Source organism: Aeromonas sp. 601027, from assembly GCF_049174455.1.
In the GTDB taxonomy this organism is placed as follows: domain Bacteria; phylum Pseudomonadota; class Gammaproteobacteria; order Enterobacterales; family Aeromonadaceae; genus Aeromonas; species Aeromonas veronii_A.
This window is the reverse complement of the sequence record NZ_JAAKTN010000009.1, coordinates 183,894-203,718: the sequence shown is the minus strand read 5'-3', so window position 1 is coordinate 203,718 and position 19,825 is coordinate 183,894. Positions and strand designations below refer to the sequence as shown.

The following is a 19,825-nucleotide window of genomic DNA, read 5'->3' as shown; positions in this document are numbered from 1 at the left end:
GGTCGTTACTGGGATCGAACCAGTGACCCCCTCCTTGTAAGGGAGGTGCTCTCCCAGCTGAGCTAAACGACCTGGGAATTCTGTCTCCACCGAGTGGAGAAAATGGTGGGTCGTGCTGGATTCGAACCAGCGACCAATTGATTAAAAGTCAACTGCTCTACCGACTGAGCTAACGACCCTCACCACGACCAGTTCCGACTGCATTACTGCTTCGGCTCTGACGGCGGCCTATATTACGGATTTAAATTTCCGGTGCAACAGAAAATTCGTAATTTAAATCCGTTTGCTCACTGTGCGTACAAATGCAGGCTGTTTTTACAGTAGCGTTACGAAAACAGTGACATACAGCAATGTTACAGCTTGCTCAGACTCTGTTTGGCCAACTGGGCCGGCGAGGTGTTGGGATAGCCCTTGATCACCTGCTCATAGAAGGATTTGGCTTCCGCCTTCTTGCCATCCAGCTGCGCCAGCATACCCAGCTTCAGCAGCGCATCGGCTCGCTTGGGGGATTTGCTGTATTTGTTGGCCACGGTCGAGAACTGGGCCGATGCACCGGCTCTGTCACCCTTGTTGAACAGCAACTGGCCGAGCCAGTAGTGTGCATTGGGAACATAGCCCGAATTGGGGTACTGCTTGATGAAGCCCTGGAAAGCCGGAATGGCTTTGTCGTAGTTCTTCTCTTTGAGCACCATGTTGACCGCTGCGTCGTAGGCCTGATTCTCATCCTGATTGGTTGAGTAATTGGCGGCAGCAGCCGGTGTGGCAGCAGCAGGGGCCGGGGCGGCTGGAGCAGCCTGCTGGCTGCTGGCAACCTTGTCGAGCTCCTGATAGAGCTGACGCTGGCGCTCTTGCGACTGTTCCATCTGGTAGGTCTGCTGCTCCAGCTGACCACGCAGCTCGGAAACCTCCCCTTGCAGGGAGTCGACCTGTTGCTGCAATTCAGCTTGCAGTCGCAGACGGGCATTGAGGGTGCGCTCCAGCAGGGCAACCCGATCTTCCAGGCTACCGGTGGGCACGATGGCGCCGTTGTTGCCACTAAGGACAACGCCACCACCCGAGTCACCGCCCAGATCGCTGACAGGAGCCGCAGCTTGCGCATTCAGAGCAACCATTACGGCCAGCGCAACGACAGCTTGCTTGTACACAGATTTCATTCGGATCAAACCTTAGCGTTTAGTACAGATAAAACGGCCAGCGCCATCGTCGCTCGCATATGCAGATTTCATTCGGATCAAACCTTGGCGTTTAGTGCAAATAAAACGGCCATCGAAATGGCCGCTTGCATATAAACGAACTTCGTTCGGTTTAAACCTTAGTAAACCAGAACCGCGCGGCGGTTTTTGGCAAAGGCATCCTCGGTGTGGGACATGTCCAGCGGCTTCTCTTCGCCATAGCTGACGATGGAGAGCTGCTCGGCCTGCACACCCAGGGTTTGCAGATACTTGGCAACAGCCTTGGCACGACGCTCGCCCAGGGCGATGTTGTACTCGGGAGTACCGCGCTCGTCGGCGTGACCTTCGATCAGGACTTTAACGCTCGGGCGCTCGCGCAGGTAGCTGGCGTGGGCATCCAGCAGATCAGCGTACTGACCCTGGATATCGTAACCGTCGAACGGGAAGTAGATCACGTTGTCACGTTGCAGTGCTTCGAACTTCTGACGCATCTGCTCTTCCGGGGACAACATGCCGTTGGCGCCGCCGGTTTGTACACCGCCCATGCCGTCGGTCATACCTGATTCGGCGCCAGCGGCGTCGGAATCAGAAGAAGAACTACAAGCGGCCAGGGTGAACAGTGGCAGTGCGATGGCCAAACCCTTGAGCAGTTTATTGAGTTGCATGCTATTTCCTTAAACCTTTATAACAAAACAAAAAACAATTGGATTTTTATCAATTCAAGAAGGGCGACCAAGCTGGTGCACGAATTTCACCGCTACTGGTCGGAAGCACAGCCTTGAAGCGACCATCAGTCGACACCAACGCGAGACTCTTACGACCCTGATAGATGGTGGCATAAATGATCATGCTGCCATTGGGAGCCACACTTGGCGACTCATCCAGAGCACTCTGGGTAAGGACCAACAGGGCATTGTTTTCCATGTCCTGACGGGCAATACGATACTGTCCCTGAACACGGGTCACCATCACCATGATTTTGCCATCAGGAGTGATGGATGCACCCTGGTTGGATTCACCTTCCCAAGTCATCCGGCGAGTCATACCAGTCGCCAAATTTACGCTATAAATCTGGGGTTTGCCACCACGTTCAGAGGTGAACAACAAATTTTGCCCATCCGGCATCCAGGAGGGTTCGGTGTCGATCACACGGCTGGTTGTGACGCGGGTCAGCTGCTTGCTAGCGACATCAACCACATAGAGGTTCGGTGAACCATCTTTGGAGAGAACGATAGCCAGACGACGACCATCCGGAGACCACTCCGGCGCCCCGTTAATACCGCGGAAACTGGTGATCAGGCTGCGCTGCTGGGTGTAGATATCCTGCACGTAGATTTCGGACTTCTGGTTCTCGAAGCTCACGTAAGCCAGCTTGCTGCCATCCGGCGACCAGGCCGGAGACATCAACGGTTCGCGGGAGCGCAGCAGGGTCTTCTCGTTGTAACCGTCGTAGTCAGAAATGCGCAGCTGGTACGGGAACTGGGTACCCTGCTGTACGGAGACGTAAGCCAGACGGGTCAGGAAGGCACCGCGCTCGCCAGTCAAACGCTCATAGACGATGTCGGAGATACGGTGGGCAAACTGGCGCATCTGGGCACCCGGGATGGTCGCCATACGGCTATCCAGAATGTAACCGTTGCTCTCGCCACCTTGTGCCTTGGCCAGCTGACCCTTCAGCACATCGACCAGCTCGAAGTTCACCTTGTAGGTGCCGTCACCGACTGCCGAAATGGAACCCACCACCACGGCTTCAACCCCTTGGGAGGCCCAGGGAGCGAAGTTGATCTCGCTGCTGCTGCTCGGGGTCTGCGGCATCTGGCCACGGGCCAGCGGCTTGAATTTGCCGCTGCGCATCAGGTCGTTGGAGACCACTTCCGCGATGTCCTGCGGCAACTGCCCGTTGCCTTCCCACTTGAAGGGGGCGACAGCGATGGGGCGTGCGCTATCAATACCGCCGGTGATGACGATGTCCAGGGCCGCCTGGGCACTCTGGCCCAGCAACAAACAGCCAACCAAAGCAAAAAATACTTTTCTGATCATGGCTTAAATACTCGGTTCCAATAAAGATGAGAGGTTAAATTCCTTTCTCGGCGAGAGGTTGCCAACCGGAGGCAAGCAACCTCGTTTTATCACGCTTAGATACTCGGTTCTAACTTCAGGTTAAATTCCTTCAACATCTCGAATGCCGCAGGATCCTTGGGCACTGGCAGTTGATTGGCTTTCAAGACAGCCGCCTTACCCGAACGACAGACCGCCGGGTCACCCTGGCCGTTATCTACCGATATGACAAAGCCACTGCTCGCAAGACGTACGCCGATAGTACATGTTTTGCCCCGCATGGTGGGATCTAAAATCATATACCGCTCAACAGTGGCCTTGATGAGCGCCGCATACTTGTCGACCTCACCTTGTGCCGCTGCAGAGGCAGCCTGGCTGCGGGCATTGGCTTCAGCCGCCAGCTGCTGCTGCATCATGGCTTCCATCTCTTTTTGCAGTCTGGCCTCCTCGGCCGCTTTGCGTTTGCGTTCTGCCGCGATCTTGGCCTGCTTCTCGGCTTCAGCCTTGGCTTTCTTCTCTGCGTCAGCTTTTGCCTTTTTGGCTGCCTCTTCCTTGGCCTTCTTCTCAGCCTCGGCTTTGGCTTTTTTCTCAGCCTCTGCCTTGGCTTTCTTCTCTGCCTCAGCCTTGGCCTTCTTGTCAGCTTCCGCTTTCTTGGCTTTGGCCTCCTCGGCTTTAGCCTTCTCTTCCGCCTGTTTTTTCTCGAGCTCTTTCTTTTTCTTCAGCGCCAGTGCCTTGGCCTCTTCAGCAGCCTTGCGCTCGGCTTCCGCCTTCTTGGCCTTCTGCTCTTCCAGCTTGCGGGCCTCCTCGGCTTTCTGCGCCTTCTCTTCCGCCCGCTTCTGCTCGGCAACTTTTTTCTGCTTCTCAGCCTCGGCCTTGCGGGTCGCCTCTTCTGCTTCTTTCCGCTTGGCCTCGGCAATACGCAGCCGTTCCTGCTGCTGGGCTAGTTCGCGTTTGGCAAGATCCGTATCTTCCTTATCCTTCTCTTTCTCTACCTTCTGCGGCTTGGGCTGAGCTTTCTGCTGCTGGATCTGCTTGGCCTGCTCGTTGAGGAAGTTCTCATCAAGCATGACGGCATTGACGATCTGCCCCTTCGATTCGGGTCGTTTCGGTTTGCTGAAATCGAGCCCGACAAACAGGATGATGCCGATGATCAGGTGCAGCAGAAACGACGCGATGAGATAACCGGAAATACCACGCTTCACATCCATCTCCGTTAGTTCACCGGATCTGTCATCAGGCCAACCTGAGGCACACCCGCATTCTTGAGGGCCACCATCAACAGGATCACCTCTTCGTAGCGCACGGCCTTGTCACCCGCGACCACCACGGGGGCATTCTGGTTGATCGCCAGATAGCCCATGGCTTTTTCGGTGATGTATTGCTGCATCGCCTCTGGCGTGCCACTTGGCACCGGCTCGTCATCGGCTTCGCCAGCCTTGATGACATACTCGCCTTCGGTATTGACGCTTACGATGAAGGGCGGCTTGGCATCTTCCGGCAACTGCTCGGACTCAGCCTGCGGCAGATCCACCTTGACCCCTTGCGTGATCACCGGCGTGACCGCCATAAAGATGATAAGCAGCACCAGCATGACGTCGATATAGGGAACCACGTTGATCTCGGCCACCTTCTTGCGCCGGATCCGCTGATAGGTTTGCATTACTGATCACCCTGCTGCTGAGCAATTTGACGGTTCAGAATGGTGGTGAACTCGTCCATGAAGTTGGCGTAGGCGTTCTCCAGCCGCTCGACCTTGTTGGAGAAGCGGTTGTAGAAGATTACCGCCGGGATAGCGGCAAACAGACCCATGGCGGTCGCAATCAGCGCTTCCGCGATACCCGGTGCCACCATCTGCAGGGTGGCCTGCTGCACCTGACCCAGGGCGATAAAGGCGTTCATGATCCCCCATACGGTACCGAACAGACCGATGTAGGGGCTGATGGAGCCGATGGTCGCCAGCACCGGCAGGTTGGATTCCAGATCATCCACCGCACGGGAGAGGGAGACGCGCATGGCACGGTAGGTACCATCCATCACCGCATCCTGACCACGGGCCCCGGCCTTGAGCAGGCGGGCATACTCCTTGAAGCCGGAGTAGAAGATATCTTCCATGCCTTCGATATCATCGCGGCGGGAAGAGGACTCCTGATAGAGGCGATTGAGATCGACCCCTGACCAGAAGCGATCTTCAAACTGTTCCGATGCGAGATTGGCCGCCTTGATCGCCTTGGAACGCTGGATAATCAGCGCCCAGGAGACAATAGACATGCTCATCAGGGTGATCATGACCAGTTTTACCAACAGGCTGGCTTGCCAAAACAGGCCAATAAACGAAATTTCAGCGTGCACTTAACAGCACTCCCTTGATTTTTTCAGGTATAGCTACAGGTTTCATTTGCGGATGACTTACACAGGCTATCTGTACCAAAGCCTGGGTGACGAGTCGTCCATCAGCCGCCAGGATCTGCTGCGAAAAACGCAGGGATGCGCGTTTCACTTCAATCACTTGCGTTAATACATTCAATAGTTCATTAAAACGGGCCGCCGAGCGGAAATCGATCTCAGTTCGGCTCACCACGAAGGCATATCCCTCCTGCAGCCAGACGTCCTGTTCGACCCCTTTGGCACGAAGAAACTCGGTGCGAGCACGTTCCATAAACTTGAGATAATTGGCGTTGTAGACGATGCCCCCGGCATCGGTGTCTTCGTAGTAGACACGTACCGGAAACTCAAAGACTTCCCCCATAACAATCTGTGATCCATTCGACAGTCAGATGGGGGGCTATCATAGCGCAGGGCTGAATAGGAAAGAAGCAGGGGGAGACAGGGAAATCCTGCCTCCCCCCGTTTTTTATGAAAGGAAATATGAATGTGTCAGCCAGAGGCCATACAACAAACTGGGCCAGGCGAGCCAGGGGTTGAACAGCACACGTCCGGGCAGGCTTTTCAGATGAAAGCCAAGCCCGTTAAGTACGCCACAACAGACGGCCCACATCAGCCAGGGAGCAAGCCAGAGACCATGCTCGCTGGTGTTGGCCGCGATCAGATTGGGGGCCTGTAAAATAGCGACGGCCAACAAGGCCGCCGCGAGTAACATCAACCCCTGCCACGGCTGCCGCTCCAGTGGAGCGGCCAGCCTGGCGAGTCGATCACTTGTTTTCATCGATCTGACGATCCATGTTCTCGGTGTGTTCCAGCCACAGCGCATTGATGATGCCAAATGCACAGGCCAGCAACAGCCCCAGGATCCAGGTGAAATACCACATTGTCAGCGCACCTCTTAATAGAGAGATTGTTGGTTATCTTCGATGTGCTTGTTGGTTACCCGGCCAAACATCTTGATGTAAGTCCAGATGGTGTAACCCAGCACAATCGGTACGAAGATCGCTGCAGCCACCGTCATCACCTGCAAGGTGTTGAAAGAGGCGGTAGCATCCCACATGGTCAGGCTCAGTGACGGCTCAAGGCTTGAGGGCATCACGAACGGGAACATGGAGAAACCGGCAGTGAGGATGACCCCGGCAATCGCCAGCGAGGAGCTGGTAAACGCCAGCCAGCCGATGTTCATGCGGGCAAACAGCGCAGTCAGCAGGCTCATGGCCAGACCCAGTACAGGGGCAGCCACCATCCACGGATAGAGGGTGTAGTTGTTCATCCAGGCACCAGCCTGCAGGACAACTTCCTTGTTCATCGGGTTGGATACTGCGTCAATCGCGGCAGCCTTGACGATGACATACCCTTCCATACCGCTTACCCACCAACCCGCGGCAGCAAACAGCACCAGGGTCAGCAGTGAGCAGATCATGGCGGCAGTACGGGAACGTGCCAGCACTTCCCCGTCGGTCTTCATCATCAACCAGGTTGCGCCCTGGGTGAGCAGCATGAACAGGCTCACCAGACCAGCCAGAATGCCGAACGGGTTAAGCAGGCCGAAGAAGTTGCCGTGATAGGTCAACATCATGAACTGGTTAAACTCGAACGGAACGCCTTGCAGCAGGTTGCCAAAGGCCACACCAAAGACGATGGGCGGTACGGCGCTACCGGCGAACAAGGCCCAGTCCCAGTTGCTGCGCCATTTTGCATCAGCACGCAGGGAGCGGTACTTGAAACCGACCGGACGCAGGAACAGCGCCATCAAGGTCAGGATCATGGCGATGTAGAAGCCGGAGAAGGTCGCGGCATACACCATCGGCCAGGCGGCGAACAAGGCGCCACCGGCAGTGACCAGCCAAACCTGGTTACCTTCCCAGTGCGGCCCCATGGTGTTGAGCATCACGCGGCGCTCGACATCTTTCTTGCCGACGAACGGGAGCAGTGCGCCTACCCCCATGTCGAAGCCGTCAGTGATGGCAAAACCGATCAGCAGTACGCCGACCAGAGCCCACCAGATGACACGCAGAGTTTCGTAATCAAACATGGTCGCTCTCCTTATGCCTTGATCTGTTCAAAGTGATACTTGCCAGTCTTCAGGCTGCTGGGGCCAAGACGGGCATACTTGAACATCAGGTACATCTCGATAACCAGAAGTACGGTATAGAACAGGCAGATACCGATCAGAGAGAACCAGATCTCGGCTGCAGGCAAGTTGGATGCAGAGAGGGAAGTCGGCAACACCTCTGCAATGGTCCACGGTTGGCGACCATATTCGGCAACAAACCAGCCAGCTTCGATGGCGATCCACGGCAGCGGGATACCCCACAGCAGAGCCTTGAGCAGCCACTTGCGCTTGCCGATCTGGTGACGGGCACTGTCATAGAAGGCCATACCAATCAGTACCAGCATCAGCATGCCGACGGCAACCATGATGCGGAAGGCGAAGAACAGCGGCAGAACCTGCGGGATGGAGTCATCCACGGCGGCCTTGATCTGCTCGTCGGTAGCATCGGTCACATTGCTGGTGTAGCGCTTGAGCAGCAGACCGTAGCCCAGATCCTGCTTCACTTCGTCGAAGCGAGCGCGGGTCTCGTCAGACTTGTCACCGGATTGCAGCTTGGTCAGCAAGTCGTAAGCGGTCATACCGTTACGAACGCGCAGTTCGTGCTCGCTCTTCAGATCCTTCAGACCGGTTACCTGACCGTCCAGAGAACGGGTAGCGATAATGCCCAGTGCATAGGGGATCTTGATGGCGTAGTCGGTGCGCATCTCTTCCTGATTCGGAATACCGAACAGGGTAAAGGCGGCCGGAGCAGGTTCAGTCTCCCACTCGGCTTCGATAGCGGCCAGTTTCACCTTCTGCACTTCACCGGTTTCGTAACCGGATTCGTCACCGAGGATCAGCACGGACACGATGGAAGCCATACCGAACGCAGCGGCAATGGCGAAGGAGCGACGGGCAAACGCCACATCACGATTCTTCAGCAGGTAGTAGGAGGAGATACCCAGCACAAACATGGCGCCACAGGTATAGCCAGCCGCCACAGTGTGGACGAACTTGACCTGAGCAACAGGGTTGAGCACCACGTCAGCGAAGCTCATCATCTCCATCCGCATGGATTCGAAGTTGAACTCGGCACCGACCGGGTTCTGCATCCAGCCGTTGGCGACCAGGATCCAGAGGGCGGAGAGGTTGGTACCCAGCGCCATCAACCAGGTGGCAGCCAGATGCTGATGCTTGCTCAGACGATCCCAACCAAAGAAGAACATACCGACGAAGGTGGACTCCAGGAAGAAGGCCATCAGCCCTTCGATAGCCAGCGGGGCCCCGAAGATATCGCCGACATAATGGGAGTAGTACGCCCAGTTCGTCCCGAACTGGAACTCCATGGCCAGACCTGTGGTGACCCCCAGGGCAAAGTTGATACCAAACAACTTACCCCAGAATTTGGTCATGTCCCGGTAGATGGTGTTGTTGGTCATCACATAGACGGATTCCATGATCGCCAGGAGAAAGGCCATTCCCAGCGTCAGGGGTACAAACAAAAAGTGATAAAGGGCCGTCGCAGCGAACTGGAACCGCGATAGGTCTACCACATGCTCAGCAATCATGATGTTTCCTCACCGATTATTGGCACGGCTATTTTAAGTTTTAAGCACAAAGCTTCCGTTGGGGGTTATCGAATGGGCCCCGTTGAGACGGATCACAACAAAACACTTTCAGTAACCACCAATATTAACAACAAGGCAACGCGAAAACACAAACAAAGCTAATGTTTAACAATTAAAAAACAATAAGCTTCAATTTATTCTCGCTCATTATGACCGGGTTTTTATATCACCTTTATTTGATTGAAATCAATGTAAAAGGACCCGCCATACATGGCTTTCAAAGCCATGTTTAATCTATTTCACGATTATTGAAGCGAGCCAGATCACAAAAGATGATAATGCGTAAAATATTGATTTAAATCAATTTAAGAATTTAACATCCGGCCACCCCATTTAATTTGAAAAATGTCGATGACGCGCCTTTTTCCATGTTATCCAGGTCAGGCGAACTGATTCGAAAACTCAATTTAAAACTACAAACAATGCATACTCATGCGAACCAATTTCATCAATCACTACATTAGATAAACTAATTTGAAGGTTGCAATTTTTCTTGTTTGCCCGGGCCGATACGAGCTCCTACAATGCGCCTCGCAGTGAGGGCATACCCTTGGATACAGGCCGGTTAATCAGGGTTCACGGTACGTATTCGACCATCAATTTGAACCTGTCTATTGGAATCGAAGATGAAAAAGTTTGTTGCTAAAACCATCCGTTACTACAAGCTTTCCTTTGTTCAGCTCTATCAACTGAACCGACTCTGAGAGCTCGCGACGGCTCACCTGTTTATTTTCCGGTCTGTGTCCAGACGCACTCACTGTCTGTGAACATCCATCCTGAATTGTCTTTGCCCACCGCATCCGCCGTGGGCTTTTTTTTGCCCGGATAACAAAAAACCGCCTTTGACGGCGGTTTCATGTTCAAACGACTGTTTTTACTTCTCATCTGGTCGCTGAAGACCGAAATGAGCGTAGGCTCGTGTGGTCGCAATCCGTCCTCTGGGTGTACGTTGCAGATACCCTTGCTGGATCAGATAAGGCTCAAGCACATCTTCGATAGTATCTTTCTCTTCCCCGATCGCGGCGGCCAGATTATCGAGACCCACCGGCCCCCCCATAAACTTGTCTATGACAGCCAACAATAACTTGCGGTCCATGAAGTCAAAACCTTCGTTATCGACATCCAGCATGTCCATGGCGCGGGCCGCGATGGGGCCATCGATCCGGCCATCGGATTTGACCTGGGCGAAGTCACGCACTCGTCTTAACAAACGGTTAGCAATCCGCGGCGTACCGCGAGAGCGACGGGCGACCTCAATGGCACCATCTTCCGTCATGTCGAGCCCCAGACAACGGGCACTGCGGGAGACGATATCGGTCAGGTCCTTGACGTTGTAAAACTCCAGCCGCTGGACGATGCCGAAGCGATCCCGCAGCGGGCTGGTGAGTGAACCGGCCCGGGTGGTAGCGCCAATCAGGGTAAAGGGAGGCAGATCCAGCTTGATGGAGCGAGCCGCTGGTCCCTCCCCGATCATGATGTCGAGCTGGTAATCCTCCATCGCCGGATAGAGCACCTCTTCCACCACCGGGCTGAGACGGTGGATCTCGTCGATGAACAACACATCGTTCGGTTCAAGGTTGGTGAGCAGCGCCGCCAGATCCCCCGCTTTCTCCAGCACCGGGCCGGAGGTGGTCTTGATATTGACACCCATCTCGTTGGCGACGATGTTGGCGAGGGTGGTCTTACCCAAGCCTGGCGGACCGAAGATCAGCAGGTGATCGAGCGCTTCACCCCGCTGACGGGCCGCTTCGATAAAGATCTCCATCTGCTCGCAGACGGTATCCTGACCGGTGTAATCAGCCAGCTTCTTGGGGCGGATAGCCCGGTCAATAATGTCATCCTCACGGGCGGCACTGGCCGAAATGAGGCGGTCTGCTTCAATCATCAACTACCTCATACCAGGCTACGCAGGGATTCACGGATGATATCTTCCACCGACATCCCCTCTTTGGCGATCTTGCTGACAATCTGGCTCGCCTGCTGCGGCTTGTAACCGAGGGCCACCAGCGCACTGGCCGCCTCTTCGGTCACATCCGGTGCCCGCAATTCTGGCTCACTGGCTGGCAGGGTGACCATGGCCGGGGAGAAGAGGTCGTGACTGACCCAGCCCTTGAGGCGATCCTTCATCTCCACCACCAGACGCTCGGCGGTCTTCTTGCCGACTCCAGGCAGTTTGACCAAAGAGCTTATCTCTTCACGTTCGACACTCAGCACGAATTGGGTAGCTGTCATGCCGGAGAGAATAGCCAGCGCCAGCTTGGGGCCGACTCCGTTGGTCTTGATCAGCTCGCGGAACAGCGACCGCTCCTGTTTGTGGTTAAAACCATAGAGCAACTGGGCATCTTCCCGCACCACGAAGTGAGTGTGGATGGTCGCCTCCTTGCCGATCTCCGGCAAATCATAGAAGCAGCTCATCGGCATATGAACCTCGTAACCAACCCCGCCTACTTCCAGCAAGACCTCGGGGGGCTGCTTCTCAATGACAATGCCTCTCAAGCGACCAATCACGGCTCTCTCCTCACCAATACAGCTATTCGCAAATTGGCTCATAGCATAAAGAATAACTGGATAAGTATCCAGCATAGGGCAGCAACCCTCTGGTATCCGGAGAAGCTTTTTCGCAAATTGGCCACCATGCTTGATCTGGTTCAGCCTGCGTGTACGGGATGTTTCTGCACCGTACCGGACTCCGACTGGGCATGAGCCACTACACTAAATCCGTTCGGAACCGAAATTGATGCCAATGCAGATACCAAGGAAGGCCATCATATGAAAATTGTTACCACCGCCAATCTGGGTCTTGCCATCTTGCTCGGCTGCACGCTGGGGATGGGGGTCGTGGGCTGGTATGGCAGCCAGCGGCTGGCCGGCCTGCTCACCTATGTGTTGGGAAGCGCCTGGCAGACCGCCGATGGCGCCATGGAAGGCTCCATCGAACTGGGCAATCAACAGTTACAGATTCAGAAGATGCAAAACGGCACCCCGCTCAATCGCACCGAGCTTGATGCCGCCAAGGCGGCGACCGATGATGCGCTGGCCCGGGTCAGCCAGGGTCAGCTCATTGATGGCGCAGTCCTGGCCACTATGGAGCAGCAGAAGCTGGCCTATCAACAACAACAAGAGAAGCTGTTGACGCTCTATCACGCCTATACCGAGGTGGATCAGGCCCTGCATCACAACGCCGAGCTGATGGCACGACTCTCGACCCAGCTGGAGGTGATTGGCGATGGGGCGGTAGAGGTGCTGACCCAGGCCCCCGACCAGACCATCAGCTGGAACAGCGGCCTCTCCACCCGCTGGGAAGCGGCCGACGGGGGAATGGAGTCCAATATCGGCTTTTTGCGCCAGCTCTATGCGCTGGAGAAGATGCGCAGACAAGGGGTAACGGAGGCGATCAAGGTCGAGCTGAAAGAGGCGACCGATTTCTATCACGAAGCGATCGACAGCATGCTCGGTACCGGGCTGTTCGATATCGAGGGAACCGGCGAATTTGCCGGCAAGCCGCTGGCGACACAGTATCGCACCCTGTTGGCCCGACATCAGCAGCTGATGGGGCAGTGGATCGAGGCGCTCGGCAGCTATCAGGCCCAGCAGGCTCTCTATGAGGCCAGTGCCGACCAGCTACAGCAACAACTGGTTGCCATCGAGGCGAGCGGTGATGCCACCGTCGAGGATCAGGTAGTCCAGCTCAACGGCATCATCAGCCAAACCCGCACCCTGCTGCTGGGCGGCCTGTTGCTTAGCCTGATCATGGTCACCCTCTGTGGCTTCTGGCTGACCCGCAAGCTGGTCACCCCGCTGCTGCAAGTGGACAAACGGATGCAGGATATCGCCGCCGGCGAGGGGGATCTCAACGCCCGCATCAACCTGCTGCGGGATGACGAGATAGGCTCGCTGGCCAACAGCGTGGATCGCTTCATCGAGAAATTGCAGAAGATGATCAGCTCCACCATGGACAACAACCGGCACATCAGCGAACACGTTCACACCTCGGTCAACCGGGTGGAGGCGATCAGCCAGAGCAGCCGCCAGACCGCCGAACATGCGCTGGCCCTGCATCAGGACAGTGAACAAATGGTACAAGTCGCTACCGGTATTTCTGACAACTGCAGCATGGCGGCCCACAATGCCAACGAGGTGCGCCAGCTAACCACCGAAAGTAGCCAATATGTCGCCTCTGCCAGTGCGGGCATGCAGCGGGTGGTGCAGGAGGTGGGCGAGTGCGCCATCGCCATCAACGCCCTCAAGGAGCAGGCGGGCCAGATCGGCCAGATCATCTCCACCATCAGCGGCATCTCGGAGCAGACCAACCTGCTGGCCCTCAATGCGGCTATCGAAGCAGCCCGCGCGGGGGAGATGGGACGTGGCTTTGCTGTGGTCGCGGACGAGGTGCGCACCCTGGCCAATCGCACGGCGACATCAAGCGCCGAGATCAGCCAGGTGATCAGCAGCATCCAGCGGCAGACCGAGAGCGCCTACCTGATGATGCAGCGCAACCTCAAGACGGTGGAGTCCGGCATGCAGGACTCCGAGAACACCAAGCAGATCCTGTTCAAGGTGGAAGGCGCCATCGACCAGCTGGCCGACATGGTGCAGCAGGTGGCCGTAGCCACAGGTCAACTGTCACACACCCTGAGCCACTCCTCTGACAAGGTCTCCGGCATCAGTCTGCAAGCCAGAACCGGCGAACAGGAGGCGCAGGAGTGCCTGCAGCTCGCCTCCTCTCTCCATCAGGCCAGCCTGCTGCAACAGCGCCTGCTCTCCCAGTTCCGAGTCTGACCCCCTCCAATAGCGAAGATGCCACTCCATGCGAGTGGCATCTTTTTGTTACCGGTCGCTCATTCCTGCAGCCTTAACTTCCTCAACTTCCTATGGCCAGTTGAATAGCCAGACTCAGCATGATGATGCCGACCAGCAGATCGATCCCCCGCTGCACCCCTCCTCGCGCTAGCCAGGGCGCCAATGCGGCCGCTCCCAGCGCAAGCGAGTAAAACCACACCAGCGAGGCCAGCATGGCCCCCGCAGCAAAGGCCGGACGCAGGGACTCGCTCACCTGACTGCCAAGGGAGCCGAGCAGCATCAAAGTATCGAGATAGACGTGGGGATTAAGCAGCGTAACTCCCAGCGTCATCGCCAGCACGCTTTTGGCCCCCATCTGCTGAGCAGACTCGGCAAGTCCCTCCCCCTTACCGCGCCAGGCACTGAGCAGGGAACGGCCACCAAACCAGCCGAGAAACAGCACGCCGCCCCAGGTAAGCAGCATCATGCCAATCGGGCTGGCAGCCAGCAGATTGGCTCCGCCAAATACCCCTATAGCGATCAGAATGAGGTCGCAGAAACTGCAGAGTGTGGCGCTCAGCAGATGGTGATTGCGATGGATGCCTCTGCTCAGCACAAAGGCATTCTGGGCGCCGATGGGGATGATCATGGCAAGACCTATGGTGAAGCCTTGCAGGGTCGTGGTCAGCAGCATGGAAAGTTCCGTTCGAAGTGATGAATGAACGGCACTATAGCGAGCCCTGTTCCCTCTTAGAAATTCATTGATTTACTGGTTCATTCATTTTGCTAATGATGAAGCTTTTCTATTCAATCCCTTGTCAATTACCGGATCTGACAATTGTGACCCTCATACAGCAGCAGGAGAATCTGTGGCATGTGAGACTCGGACTACTGCAACACTCGGGGAAAATTGGTGACCACCACCTGCTCCAGATTGGGCAACAGCAAGCCGGTCCCCACCCCCTTGGCAATGGCCTGGTAGCGGTTCATGGAGCCGGTTTTGCGGGTGACCTGATTGAGGTGGTAATTGACCGTGCGCTCCGTGATGCCGAGGATGCAGGCTATCTCGCAGGAGGTCTTTCCTTCGCTGGCCCAAAACAGACACTCGGTTTCGCGCTCGGTCAGGGGCTCTTTGCCCGCACTGTCCATCATGCTGAAACGCACCACCCGGATTGCGGCATCGAAGATGTAGTTCGACATCCATGAGAGGATCGGCGACGACTCCAGCAGCAGATCGCTCGAGGCCCGCTCGGACGTGATAAAGGAGAGGATCCCGTTCTCCCCGGCTGCACCGTGCAGGGGGAAGGAGATGCCATTGCGTAGCCCGAACTCGGCTGCCAGCCCCATCACATCCATGCTTCCCTCTTGCAGAAAACTGGCTCGCTCATCGAGGCGATTCCAGTAGATGGGCAGAGTCTGCTTGCGCGCCAGCTGGATCACCGGATCACATGCCAGCATGTTGTTTTCGGTGTAGGCCTGCACCCAGGAGTCAGGGCAGTGATTGAACAGCACCACCTTGGGTCTTTGCGTCGACATCGGCAGAATCAGCGCGAAGCGGTAGTAGTCGTAGCCCATCCCGAGCGTGAAGTGACCGATCAGCTCGGCCAGACGGTTGCCATCCGTCACCGAAGTGAAATGTTCGAGATACTCAAGCAGTTGGTCTCTTTTCATATGAAAGCCCCCTTGGCCAGACATGTGATTATAACGGCGAATAGCAAGACAGAGGGCCCATAATGTTGGTTTTCAAAGGAAAATTGAGAGAGCATCCACGAAATGAGGTAGAGGAGGAACTCTATCGCTTTCGAAATCGCGTCTTTTCCGACCGGCTCGGCTGGGATGTAGAGTCCCATCGGGGACTCGAGCGTGACAGCTTTGATACGCCAGACACCCATTGGGTGCTGATCGAGGATAAACAAGGGCTGTGCGGCTGTATTCGCCTGCTCAACTGTGCCGATGCCTATATGCTGCCCACCATCTTCCCCACCGCCCTTGCCGGTGAAAGTGCACCACGCACCCCCGATGTCTGGGAACTGACCCGTCTAGCCATCGATGCCAGCCGTGCTCCGCGGATGGTCAATGGCGTCAGCGAGCTCACCTGCGTTATCTTTCGCGAAGTCTATGCCTTCGCCCATGCTCACGGGATCCGGGAGCTGGTCGCTGTCGTCAGCCTGCCGGTAGAGCGCATCTTTCGTCGTCTCGGACTGCCCATCGAGCGGCTCGGTCACCGCCAGACGGTGGATCTGGGGGCCGTGCGCGGGGTGGGGATCCGCTTCCATCTGGATGAACGTTTCGCCCGTGCCGTTGGCCAACCTCTGCTGGGCCACTATCAAACCAGCCACATTCTACTGCAGCAACCATCAAGGGCGCTGACAGCGCAGTCATAAAAAATCCCGGGAAAACAGACCCGGGATAAACAGATCGCTATGAGCCCGCAGGCTAACCCACGGATCAGCGGGCAGTATCCTCCCTCAACAACCTGATCACTACTGTCAGAAATCACAGCATAACGTCCCTGTCACCACTCATTGTTGTCCCCTGCCGAGTGACGTAGAGTCAGCCCAGAAGCAACGCAAGGGAGGGAAGATGAAAGAGCTGGACTACAAACTGCTGCGGGCGTTGGATGCGGTACTGCAGGAACAGAACTTCGAGCGGGCGGCCAAGTCGCTCCATATCACCCAGTCGGCCATCTCCCAGCGGATCAAGCAGCTGGAGCAGCAGTTTGCCGAGCCGCTGCTCATCCGCAGCCAGCCGCTGCAAGCGACCCCGCTCGGCCAGAAGCTGCTGGCACACTATCGTCAGGTCCACCAGCTAGAGCTGGAACTGGCTGGTGAGCTGGCTCCCGCCACACCACAAGCACCCATCCGGATCAGTATCGCCGTCAATGCCGACAGCCTGGCCACCTGGTTTCTGCCCTCGATTACTCCCTTGCTTGAGCAGCATCCCATCGAACTCAACCTGCTGGTGGATGACGAGTGCCGCACCCTCGACAAGGTGCGCGAGGGACAGGCCTTCGGCGCGGTCAGCCTGAGCCCCCAACCGCTGGCTGGTTGCTGTGTCGACGAGCTGGGTGAGATGAACTATCTGCTCACCGCCAGCCCGGCCTTTGTGGCTCGCCATTTTCCTCGCGGTCTGACCCGGGAAGCACTGGCCAAGGCACCGGCAGTAGCGTTCGATCAGCGAGATGACATGCATGTAAGCTTTATGAGGGAGCAGTTCGGGCTGGAGCCTGGCGGCTACCCCTGCCATACGGTTCATTCGTCGGAGGCCTTTGTCGCCATGGCCGAACAGGGAGTGGCCTACTGTCTTATCCCGGAATTACAGATCAGGAGACAACTGGAGAGTGGCTCACTGGTCAACCTCAGCCCAGAGCGCATCCTGACGGAGCGACTCTACTGGCACCGTTGGGTACTGGAAAAAGGGGTACACAAACAGCTCTCTTTACGGCTCATCGACTATGCCCGCAGCTCTCTGAAACCACGCTGATCAGGCCATTCACCTTGGCTTTGCAGGGCTAAAAACGTATAGTGCTGGGCGTTTCTTCATCAGGTCTCCACTCAGGTTCCCCATTTATGTTCCAAGACAATCCGCTGCTGGCCCAGCTCAAGCAACAAATCCGCGAAAACATCCCGAAGAAAGAGGGTGTGATCCGCGCCTCGGACCGGGGCTTCGGCTTTCTGGAAGTCGATGAGAAGACCAGCTATTTCGTGCCGCCTCCCTACATGAAGAAGGTGATGCACGGTGACCGGGTGACCGCCCTGATCCGCACCGAAAAAGAGAAGGAAGTGGCCGAGCCGGATACCCTGCTGGAGCAGTCCGTCACCCGCTTCGTGGCCCGGGTCAAGATGTTCCGTGACCGCCTCAACGTGGTTGCCGACCATCCGCTGATCAAGGATGCCATCAAGGCCCGCGTCAAGAAGGGTCTGGATGAGAAAGAGTTCAAGGAAGGTGACTGGGTGGTGGCGACCCTCAAGCGCCATGCGCTGGTCGACGGCAACTTCTCTGCCGAGATTATCCAGAAGATCGCCGCCCAAGAAGATCACAATGTGCCCTGGTGGGTGGTGCTGGCGCGCCACAATCTGGCCCAGGTCGAGCCGGCTGACTTGCCGGAGTGGAAGGTGATCGAAGAGGAAGAGCTGCCCCGTCGCGATCTGACCGCAGTCCCCTTCTTCACCATCGACGGTGCCAAGACCAAGGATATGGACGATGCGCTGGCCATCACCAAGCTGGACAACGGCTGGGAGCTGCTGGTCGCCATCGCTGACCCGACCGCCTATGTGGCCGAAGGGAGCGAGCTGGACAAAGAGGCCGCCCAGCGCGCCTTTACCGTCTACATGCCGGGCCGCAACGTGCCGATGATCCCACGCACCCTCTCCGACGAGCTCTGCTCCCTGAAAGAGGGCGAGGAGCGCAACACCCTGTGCGCCCGTCTGCTGATCGCCGAAGATGGTCTGCTGCTGGAGGAGACCGAGTTCTTCGCCGCCCGCATCTGCTCCCACGCCCGTCTCAACTATGACGACGTCTCCGACTGGGCTGAGCATGGCAAAGAGCTGGCTATCGACGCAGGTGTGCTGGCCCAGCTGCCGCTGATGAAGGCGATGACCGAAGCACGCATCGCGTGGCGCACCGAGCATGCGCTGGTATTCCCGGATCGTCCCGACTACGACTTCGAGCTGGGCGAGAATGGCGAAGTGCTGGCTATCCACGTCGAGCCGCGCCGCATCGCCAACCGCATGGTGGAAGAGTCGATGATCGCCGCCAACATCTGCGCCGGTCGCGTGCTGGGCAAGAGCGTCGGTTACGGCATCTTCAACGTTCACACCGGCTTTGACGAAGAGTCCCTCGACGGCGCCATCGACCTGCTGAAAAGCGCCGAAGCCCCGTTCGAGCGCGACGAGATCGCCAGCCTCTCCGGCTTCTGCGCCCTGCGCCGCTGGATCGACAACCTCGACACCCGCTGGCTGGATGGCAAGATCCGCCGCTTCCAGAGCTATGCGCTGATGTCCTCCGAACCGGGCGCCCATTACGGTCTGGGTCTGGATGCTTACGCCACTTGGACCTCCCCGATCCGCAAATACGGCGATATGGTCAACCATCGTCTGCTCAAAGCCGTCATCGCCGGCAAGACCCCGGGTGAGCGCCCGAGCACCGAGCTCACCGAGCACCTGACCGCCTGCCGCCGCCTGCACCGCATGGTGGAGCGTGACATCGGCGACTGGCTCTATGTTCGCTACCTGAAAGCCGCCGCTGGCACCGACAAGGTGTTCAACGCCGAGATCATCGACGTGATGCGTGCTGGCCTCAAGCTGCGTCTGCAGGAGAATGGCGCCGTGGTCTTCATGCCTGCCCGTCATATCCTCGACAACAAGGATCGCCTGGAGTGCAACTGGGACAATGGTCGCGTCTATCTGGACAAGACTGAGGTGGTCTACGAGCTCGGCCAGATCATCGAGGTCAAGCTGACCGAAGCGGTGGAAGAGACCCGCTCCCTTATCGCCAAACCGGCTGTGGATCTGGTACCGGGTCCGGCACCGGAAGCCCCGGTCGCCGAGAGCACACCTGCGGACGTAGCCCCCAAGGCTGAGTAAGCCGCACAGAGTCATCTCATCTGCCCGAGAGCCCGCCATTGCGCGGGCTCTTTTTTGCCCCGCATCTGCCATACACGCTGCCACAAGTGGCGCCACTACGCACAGTTTTCGCCACAGTTGGCAGTAAAAGCAGTGAATGTTTCCACGCATAACGTGGAATGCAACCAATATGTGCGACACCTCTCC

19 protein-coding genes and 2 tRNA genes are annotated in these 19,825 nt (G+C 56.9%); 4 read left to right on the top strand and 17 right to left on the bottom strand.

Features of this window, described 5'->3' with window-relative positions; genetic code table 11:
- The 15 genes from G5193_RS13555 to ruvA form a co-directional block, all read right to left on the bottom strand.
- Nucleotides 1-72 (bottom strand) — tRNA-Val (locus G5193_RS13555).
- A 31-nt stretch (nt 73-103) separates the two neighbouring features.
- Nucleotides 104-179: transfer RNA gene (locus G5193_RS13550), tRNA-Lys, on the bottom strand.
- Nucleotides 180-353: 174 nt separating this feature from the next.
- Entirely contained in the window at nt 354-1,154 is an 801-nt protein-coding gene (gene ybgF / locus G5193_RS13545) for a tol-pal system protein YbgF (RefSeq protein WP_167571264.1), read from the bottom strand.
- A 158-nt stretch (nt 1,155-1,312) separates the two neighbouring features.
- Nucleotides 1,313-1,837 carry a peptidoglycan-associated lipoprotein Pal gene (gene pal / locus G5193_RS13540; RefSeq protein WP_005304908.1) on the bottom strand — a complete coding sequence of 175 codons (525 nt, stop codon included), beginning with the start codon at nt 1,835-1,837 and terminating at the stop codon, nt 1,313-1,315.
- Between the two features lie 49 nt (nt 1,838-1,886).
- Complete coding sequence (tolB, locus tag G5193_RS13535; RefSeq protein WP_005335728.1) at nt 1,887-3,212, bottom strand: Tol-Pal system beta propeller repeat protein TolB; 1,326 nt, start codon at nt 3,210-3,212, stop codon at nt 1,887-1,889.
- Between the two features lie 95 nt (nt 3,213-3,307).
- Complete coding sequence (tolA, locus tag G5193_RS13530) at nt 3,308-4,438, bottom strand: cell envelope integrity protein TolA (protein WP_216979490.1); 1,131 nt, start codon at nt 4,436-4,438, stop codon at nt 3,308-3,310.
- 5 nt (nt 4,439-4,443) lie between these two features.
- The gene (gene tolR / locus G5193_RS13525; protein ID WP_005335733.1) at nt 4,444-4,890 is read right to left on the bottom strand and encodes a protein TolR; all 447 of its coding nucleotides are present in this window, start codon (nt 4,888-4,890) and stop codon (nt 4,444-4,446) included.
- Nucleotides 4,890-5,567: a protein TolQ gene (gene tolQ / locus G5193_RS13520; protein ID WP_216954450.1), complete on the bottom strand. Its 678-nt coding sequence runs from the start codon at nt 5,565-5,567 to the stop codon at nt 4,890-4,892. The genes tolR and tolQ overlap by 1 nt, the downstream gene beginning before the upstream one ends.
- A gap of 1 nt (nt 5,568) precedes the next feature.
- On the bottom strand, nt 5,569-5,976 hold the full coding sequence (gene ybgC, locus G5193_RS13515; protein ID WP_005343212.1) for a tol-pal system-associated acyl-CoA thioesterase: 408 nt from the start codon (nt 5,974-5,976) through the stop codon (nt 5,569-5,571).
- 105 nt (nt 5,977-6,081) lie between these two features.
- Nucleotides 6,082-6,393 carry a cyd operon YbgE family protein gene (locus tag G5193_RS13510; protein ID WP_041202810.1) on the bottom strand — a complete coding sequence of 104 codons (312 nt, stop codon included), beginning with the start codon at nt 6,391-6,393 and terminating at the stop codon, nt 6,082-6,084.
- A complete protein-coding gene (cydX, locus tag G5193_RS13505; RefSeq protein WP_005304933.1) occupies nt 6,380-6,496 on the bottom strand; it encodes a cytochrome bd-I oxidase subunit CydX in 117 nt (38 codons plus the stop codon). The genes G5193_RS13510 and cydX overlap by 14 nt, the downstream gene beginning before the upstream one ends.
- 14 nt (nt 6,497-6,510) lie before the next feature.
- Nucleotides 6,511-7,647 (bottom strand): cytochrome d ubiquinol oxidase subunit II, encoded by a 1,137-nt coding sequence (gene cydB / locus G5193_RS13500; protein WP_421206191.1) that lies wholly within the window; start codon nt 7,645-7,647, stop codon nt 6,511-6,513.
- 11 nt (nt 7,648-7,658) lie between these two features.
- The gene (locus tag G5193_RS13495; RefSeq protein WP_005343211.1) at nt 7,659-9,215 is read right to left on the bottom strand and encodes a cytochrome ubiquinol oxidase subunit I; all 1,557 of its coding nucleotides are present in this window, start codon (nt 9,213-9,215) and stop codon (nt 7,659-7,661) included.
- A 934-nt stretch (nt 9,216-10,149) separates the two neighbouring features.
- The gene (gene ruvB, locus G5193_RS13490) at nt 10,150-11,160 is read right to left on the bottom strand and encodes a Holliday junction branch migration DNA helicase RuvB (RefSeq protein ID WP_005335744.1); all 1,011 of its coding nucleotides are present in this window, start codon (nt 11,158-11,160) and stop codon (nt 10,150-10,152) included.
- Nucleotides 11,161-11,168: 8 nt separating this feature from the next.
- Nucleotides 11,169-11,783: a Holliday junction branch migration protein RuvA gene (ruvA, locus tag G5193_RS13485; protein WP_421206190.1), complete on the bottom strand. Its 615-nt coding sequence runs from the start codon at nt 11,781-11,783 to the stop codon at nt 11,169-11,171.
- Nucleotides 11,784-12,044: 261 nt separating this feature from the next.
- Here ruvA and G5193_RS13480 point away from each other — a divergent pair, with 261 nt between their 5' ends.
- Complete coding sequence (locus G5193_RS13480) at nt 12,045-14,054, top strand: methyl-accepting chemotaxis protein (protein WP_421206189.1); 2,010 nt, start codon at nt 12,045-12,047, stop codon at nt 14,052-14,054.
- Between the two features lie 82 nt (nt 14,055-14,136).
- Here the strand turns inward: G5193_RS13480 and lysE are convergent, their stop codons facing one another.
- Complete coding sequence (gene lysE / locus G5193_RS13475; protein ID WP_216952063.1) at nt 14,137-14,748, bottom strand: L-lysine exporter; 612 nt, start codon at nt 14,746-14,748, stop codon at nt 14,137-14,139.
- 194 nt (nt 14,749-14,942) lie between these two features.
- Nucleotides 14,943-15,725, bottom strand: coding sequence for a LuxR family transcriptional regulator (locus G5193_RS13470; protein ID WP_421206188.1), 783 nt, complete (start codon nt 15,723-15,725; stop codon nt 14,943-14,945).
- 62 nt (nt 15,726-15,787) lie between these two features.
- Between G5193_RS13470 and G5193_RS13465 the strand changes: the two genes are divergently transcribed.
- The 3 genes from G5193_RS13465 (at nt 15,788) to G5193_RS13455 (ending at nt 19,639) form a co-directional block, all read left to right on the top strand.
- The gene (locus G5193_RS13465; protein WP_266135413.1) at nt 15,788-16,438 is read left to right on the top strand and encodes an acyl-homoserine-lactone synthase; all 651 of its coding nucleotides are present in this window, start codon (nt 15,788-15,790) and stop codon (nt 16,436-16,438) included.
- Between the two features lie 199 nt (nt 16,439-16,637).
- Nucleotides 16,638-17,537, top strand: coding sequence for a LysR family transcriptional regulator ArgP (locus G5193_RS13460; RefSeq protein ID WP_266135412.1), 900 nt, complete (start codon nt 16,638-16,640; stop codon nt 17,535-17,537).
- Nucleotides 17,538-17,623: 86 nt separating this feature from the next.
- Nucleotides 17,624-19,639: an exoribonuclease II gene (locus G5193_RS13455; RefSeq protein ID WP_421206187.1), complete on the top strand. Its 2,016-nt coding sequence runs from the start codon at nt 17,624-17,626 to the stop codon at nt 19,637-19,639.
- Nucleotides 19,640-19,825: the final 186 nt, after the last annotated feature.

Excerpts from the sequence above, each read along its gene's own strand:
- ybgF (WP_167571264.1), bottom strand. The coding sequence starts at position 1,154 with ATGAAATCTGTGTACAAGCAAGCTGTCGTTGCGCTGGCCGTAATGGTT.
- pal (WP_005304908.1), bottom strand. The coding sequence starts at position 1,837 with ATGCAACTCAATAAACTGCTCAAGGGTTTGGCCATCGCACTGCCACTG.
- tolB (WP_005335728.1), bottom strand. The coding sequence starts at position 3,212 with ATGATCAGAAAAGTATTTTTTGCTTTGGTTGGCTGTTTGTTGCTGGGC.
- tolA (WP_216979490.1), bottom strand. The coding sequence starts at position 4,438 with ATGGATGTGAAGCGTGGTATTTCCGGTTATCTCATCGCGTCGTTTCTG.
- tolR (WP_005335733.1), bottom strand. The coding sequence starts at position 4,890 with ATGCAAACCTATCAGCGGATCCGGCGCAAGAAGGTGGCCGAGATCAAC.
- ybgC (WP_005343212.1), bottom strand. The coding sequence starts at position 5,976 with ATGGGGGAAGTCTTTGAGTTTCCGGTACGTGTCTACTACGAAGACACC.
- G5193_RS13510 (WP_041202810.1), bottom strand. The coding sequence starts at position 6,393 with ATGAAAACAAGTGATCGACTCGCCAGGCTGGCCGCTCCACTGGAGCGG.
- cydX (WP_005304933.1), bottom strand. The coding sequence starts at position 6,496 with ATGTGGTATTTCACCTGGATCCTGGGGCTGTTGCTGGCCTGTGCATTT.
- cydB (WP_421206191.1), bottom strand. The coding sequence starts at position 7,647 with ATGTTTGATTACGAAACTCTGCGTGTCATCTGGTGGGCTCTGGTCGGC.
- G5193_RS13495 (WP_005343211.1), bottom strand. The coding sequence starts at position 9,215 with ATGATTGCTGAGCATGTGGTAGACCTATCGCGGTTCCAGTTCGCTGCG.
- ruvB (WP_005335744.1), bottom strand. The coding sequence starts at position 11,160 with ATGATTGAAGCAGACCGCCTCATTTCGGCCAGTGCCGCCCGTGAGGAT.
- G5193_RS13480 (WP_421206189.1), top strand. The coding sequence starts at position 12,045 with ATGAAAATTGTTACCACCGCCAATCTGGGTCTTGCCATCTTGCTCGGC.
- lysE (WP_216952063.1), bottom strand. The coding sequence starts at position 14,748 with ATGCTGCTGACCACGACCCTGCAAGGCTTCACCATAGGTCTTGCCATG.
- G5193_RS13470 (WP_421206188.1), bottom strand. The coding sequence starts at position 15,725 with ATGAAAAGAGACCAACTGCTTGAGTATCTCGAACATTTCACTTCGGTG.
- G5193_RS13465 (WP_266135413.1), top strand. The coding sequence starts at position 15,788 with ATGTTGGTTTTCAAAGGAAAATTGAGAGAGCATCCACGAAATGAGGTA.
- G5193_RS13460 (WP_266135412.1), top strand. The coding sequence starts at position 16,638 with ATGAAAGAGCTGGACTACAAACTGCTGCGGGCGTTGGATGCGGTACTG.
- G5193_RS13455 (WP_421206187.1), top strand. The coding sequence starts at position 17,624 with ATGTTCCAAGACAATCCGCTGCTGGCCCAGCTCAAGCAACAAATCCGC.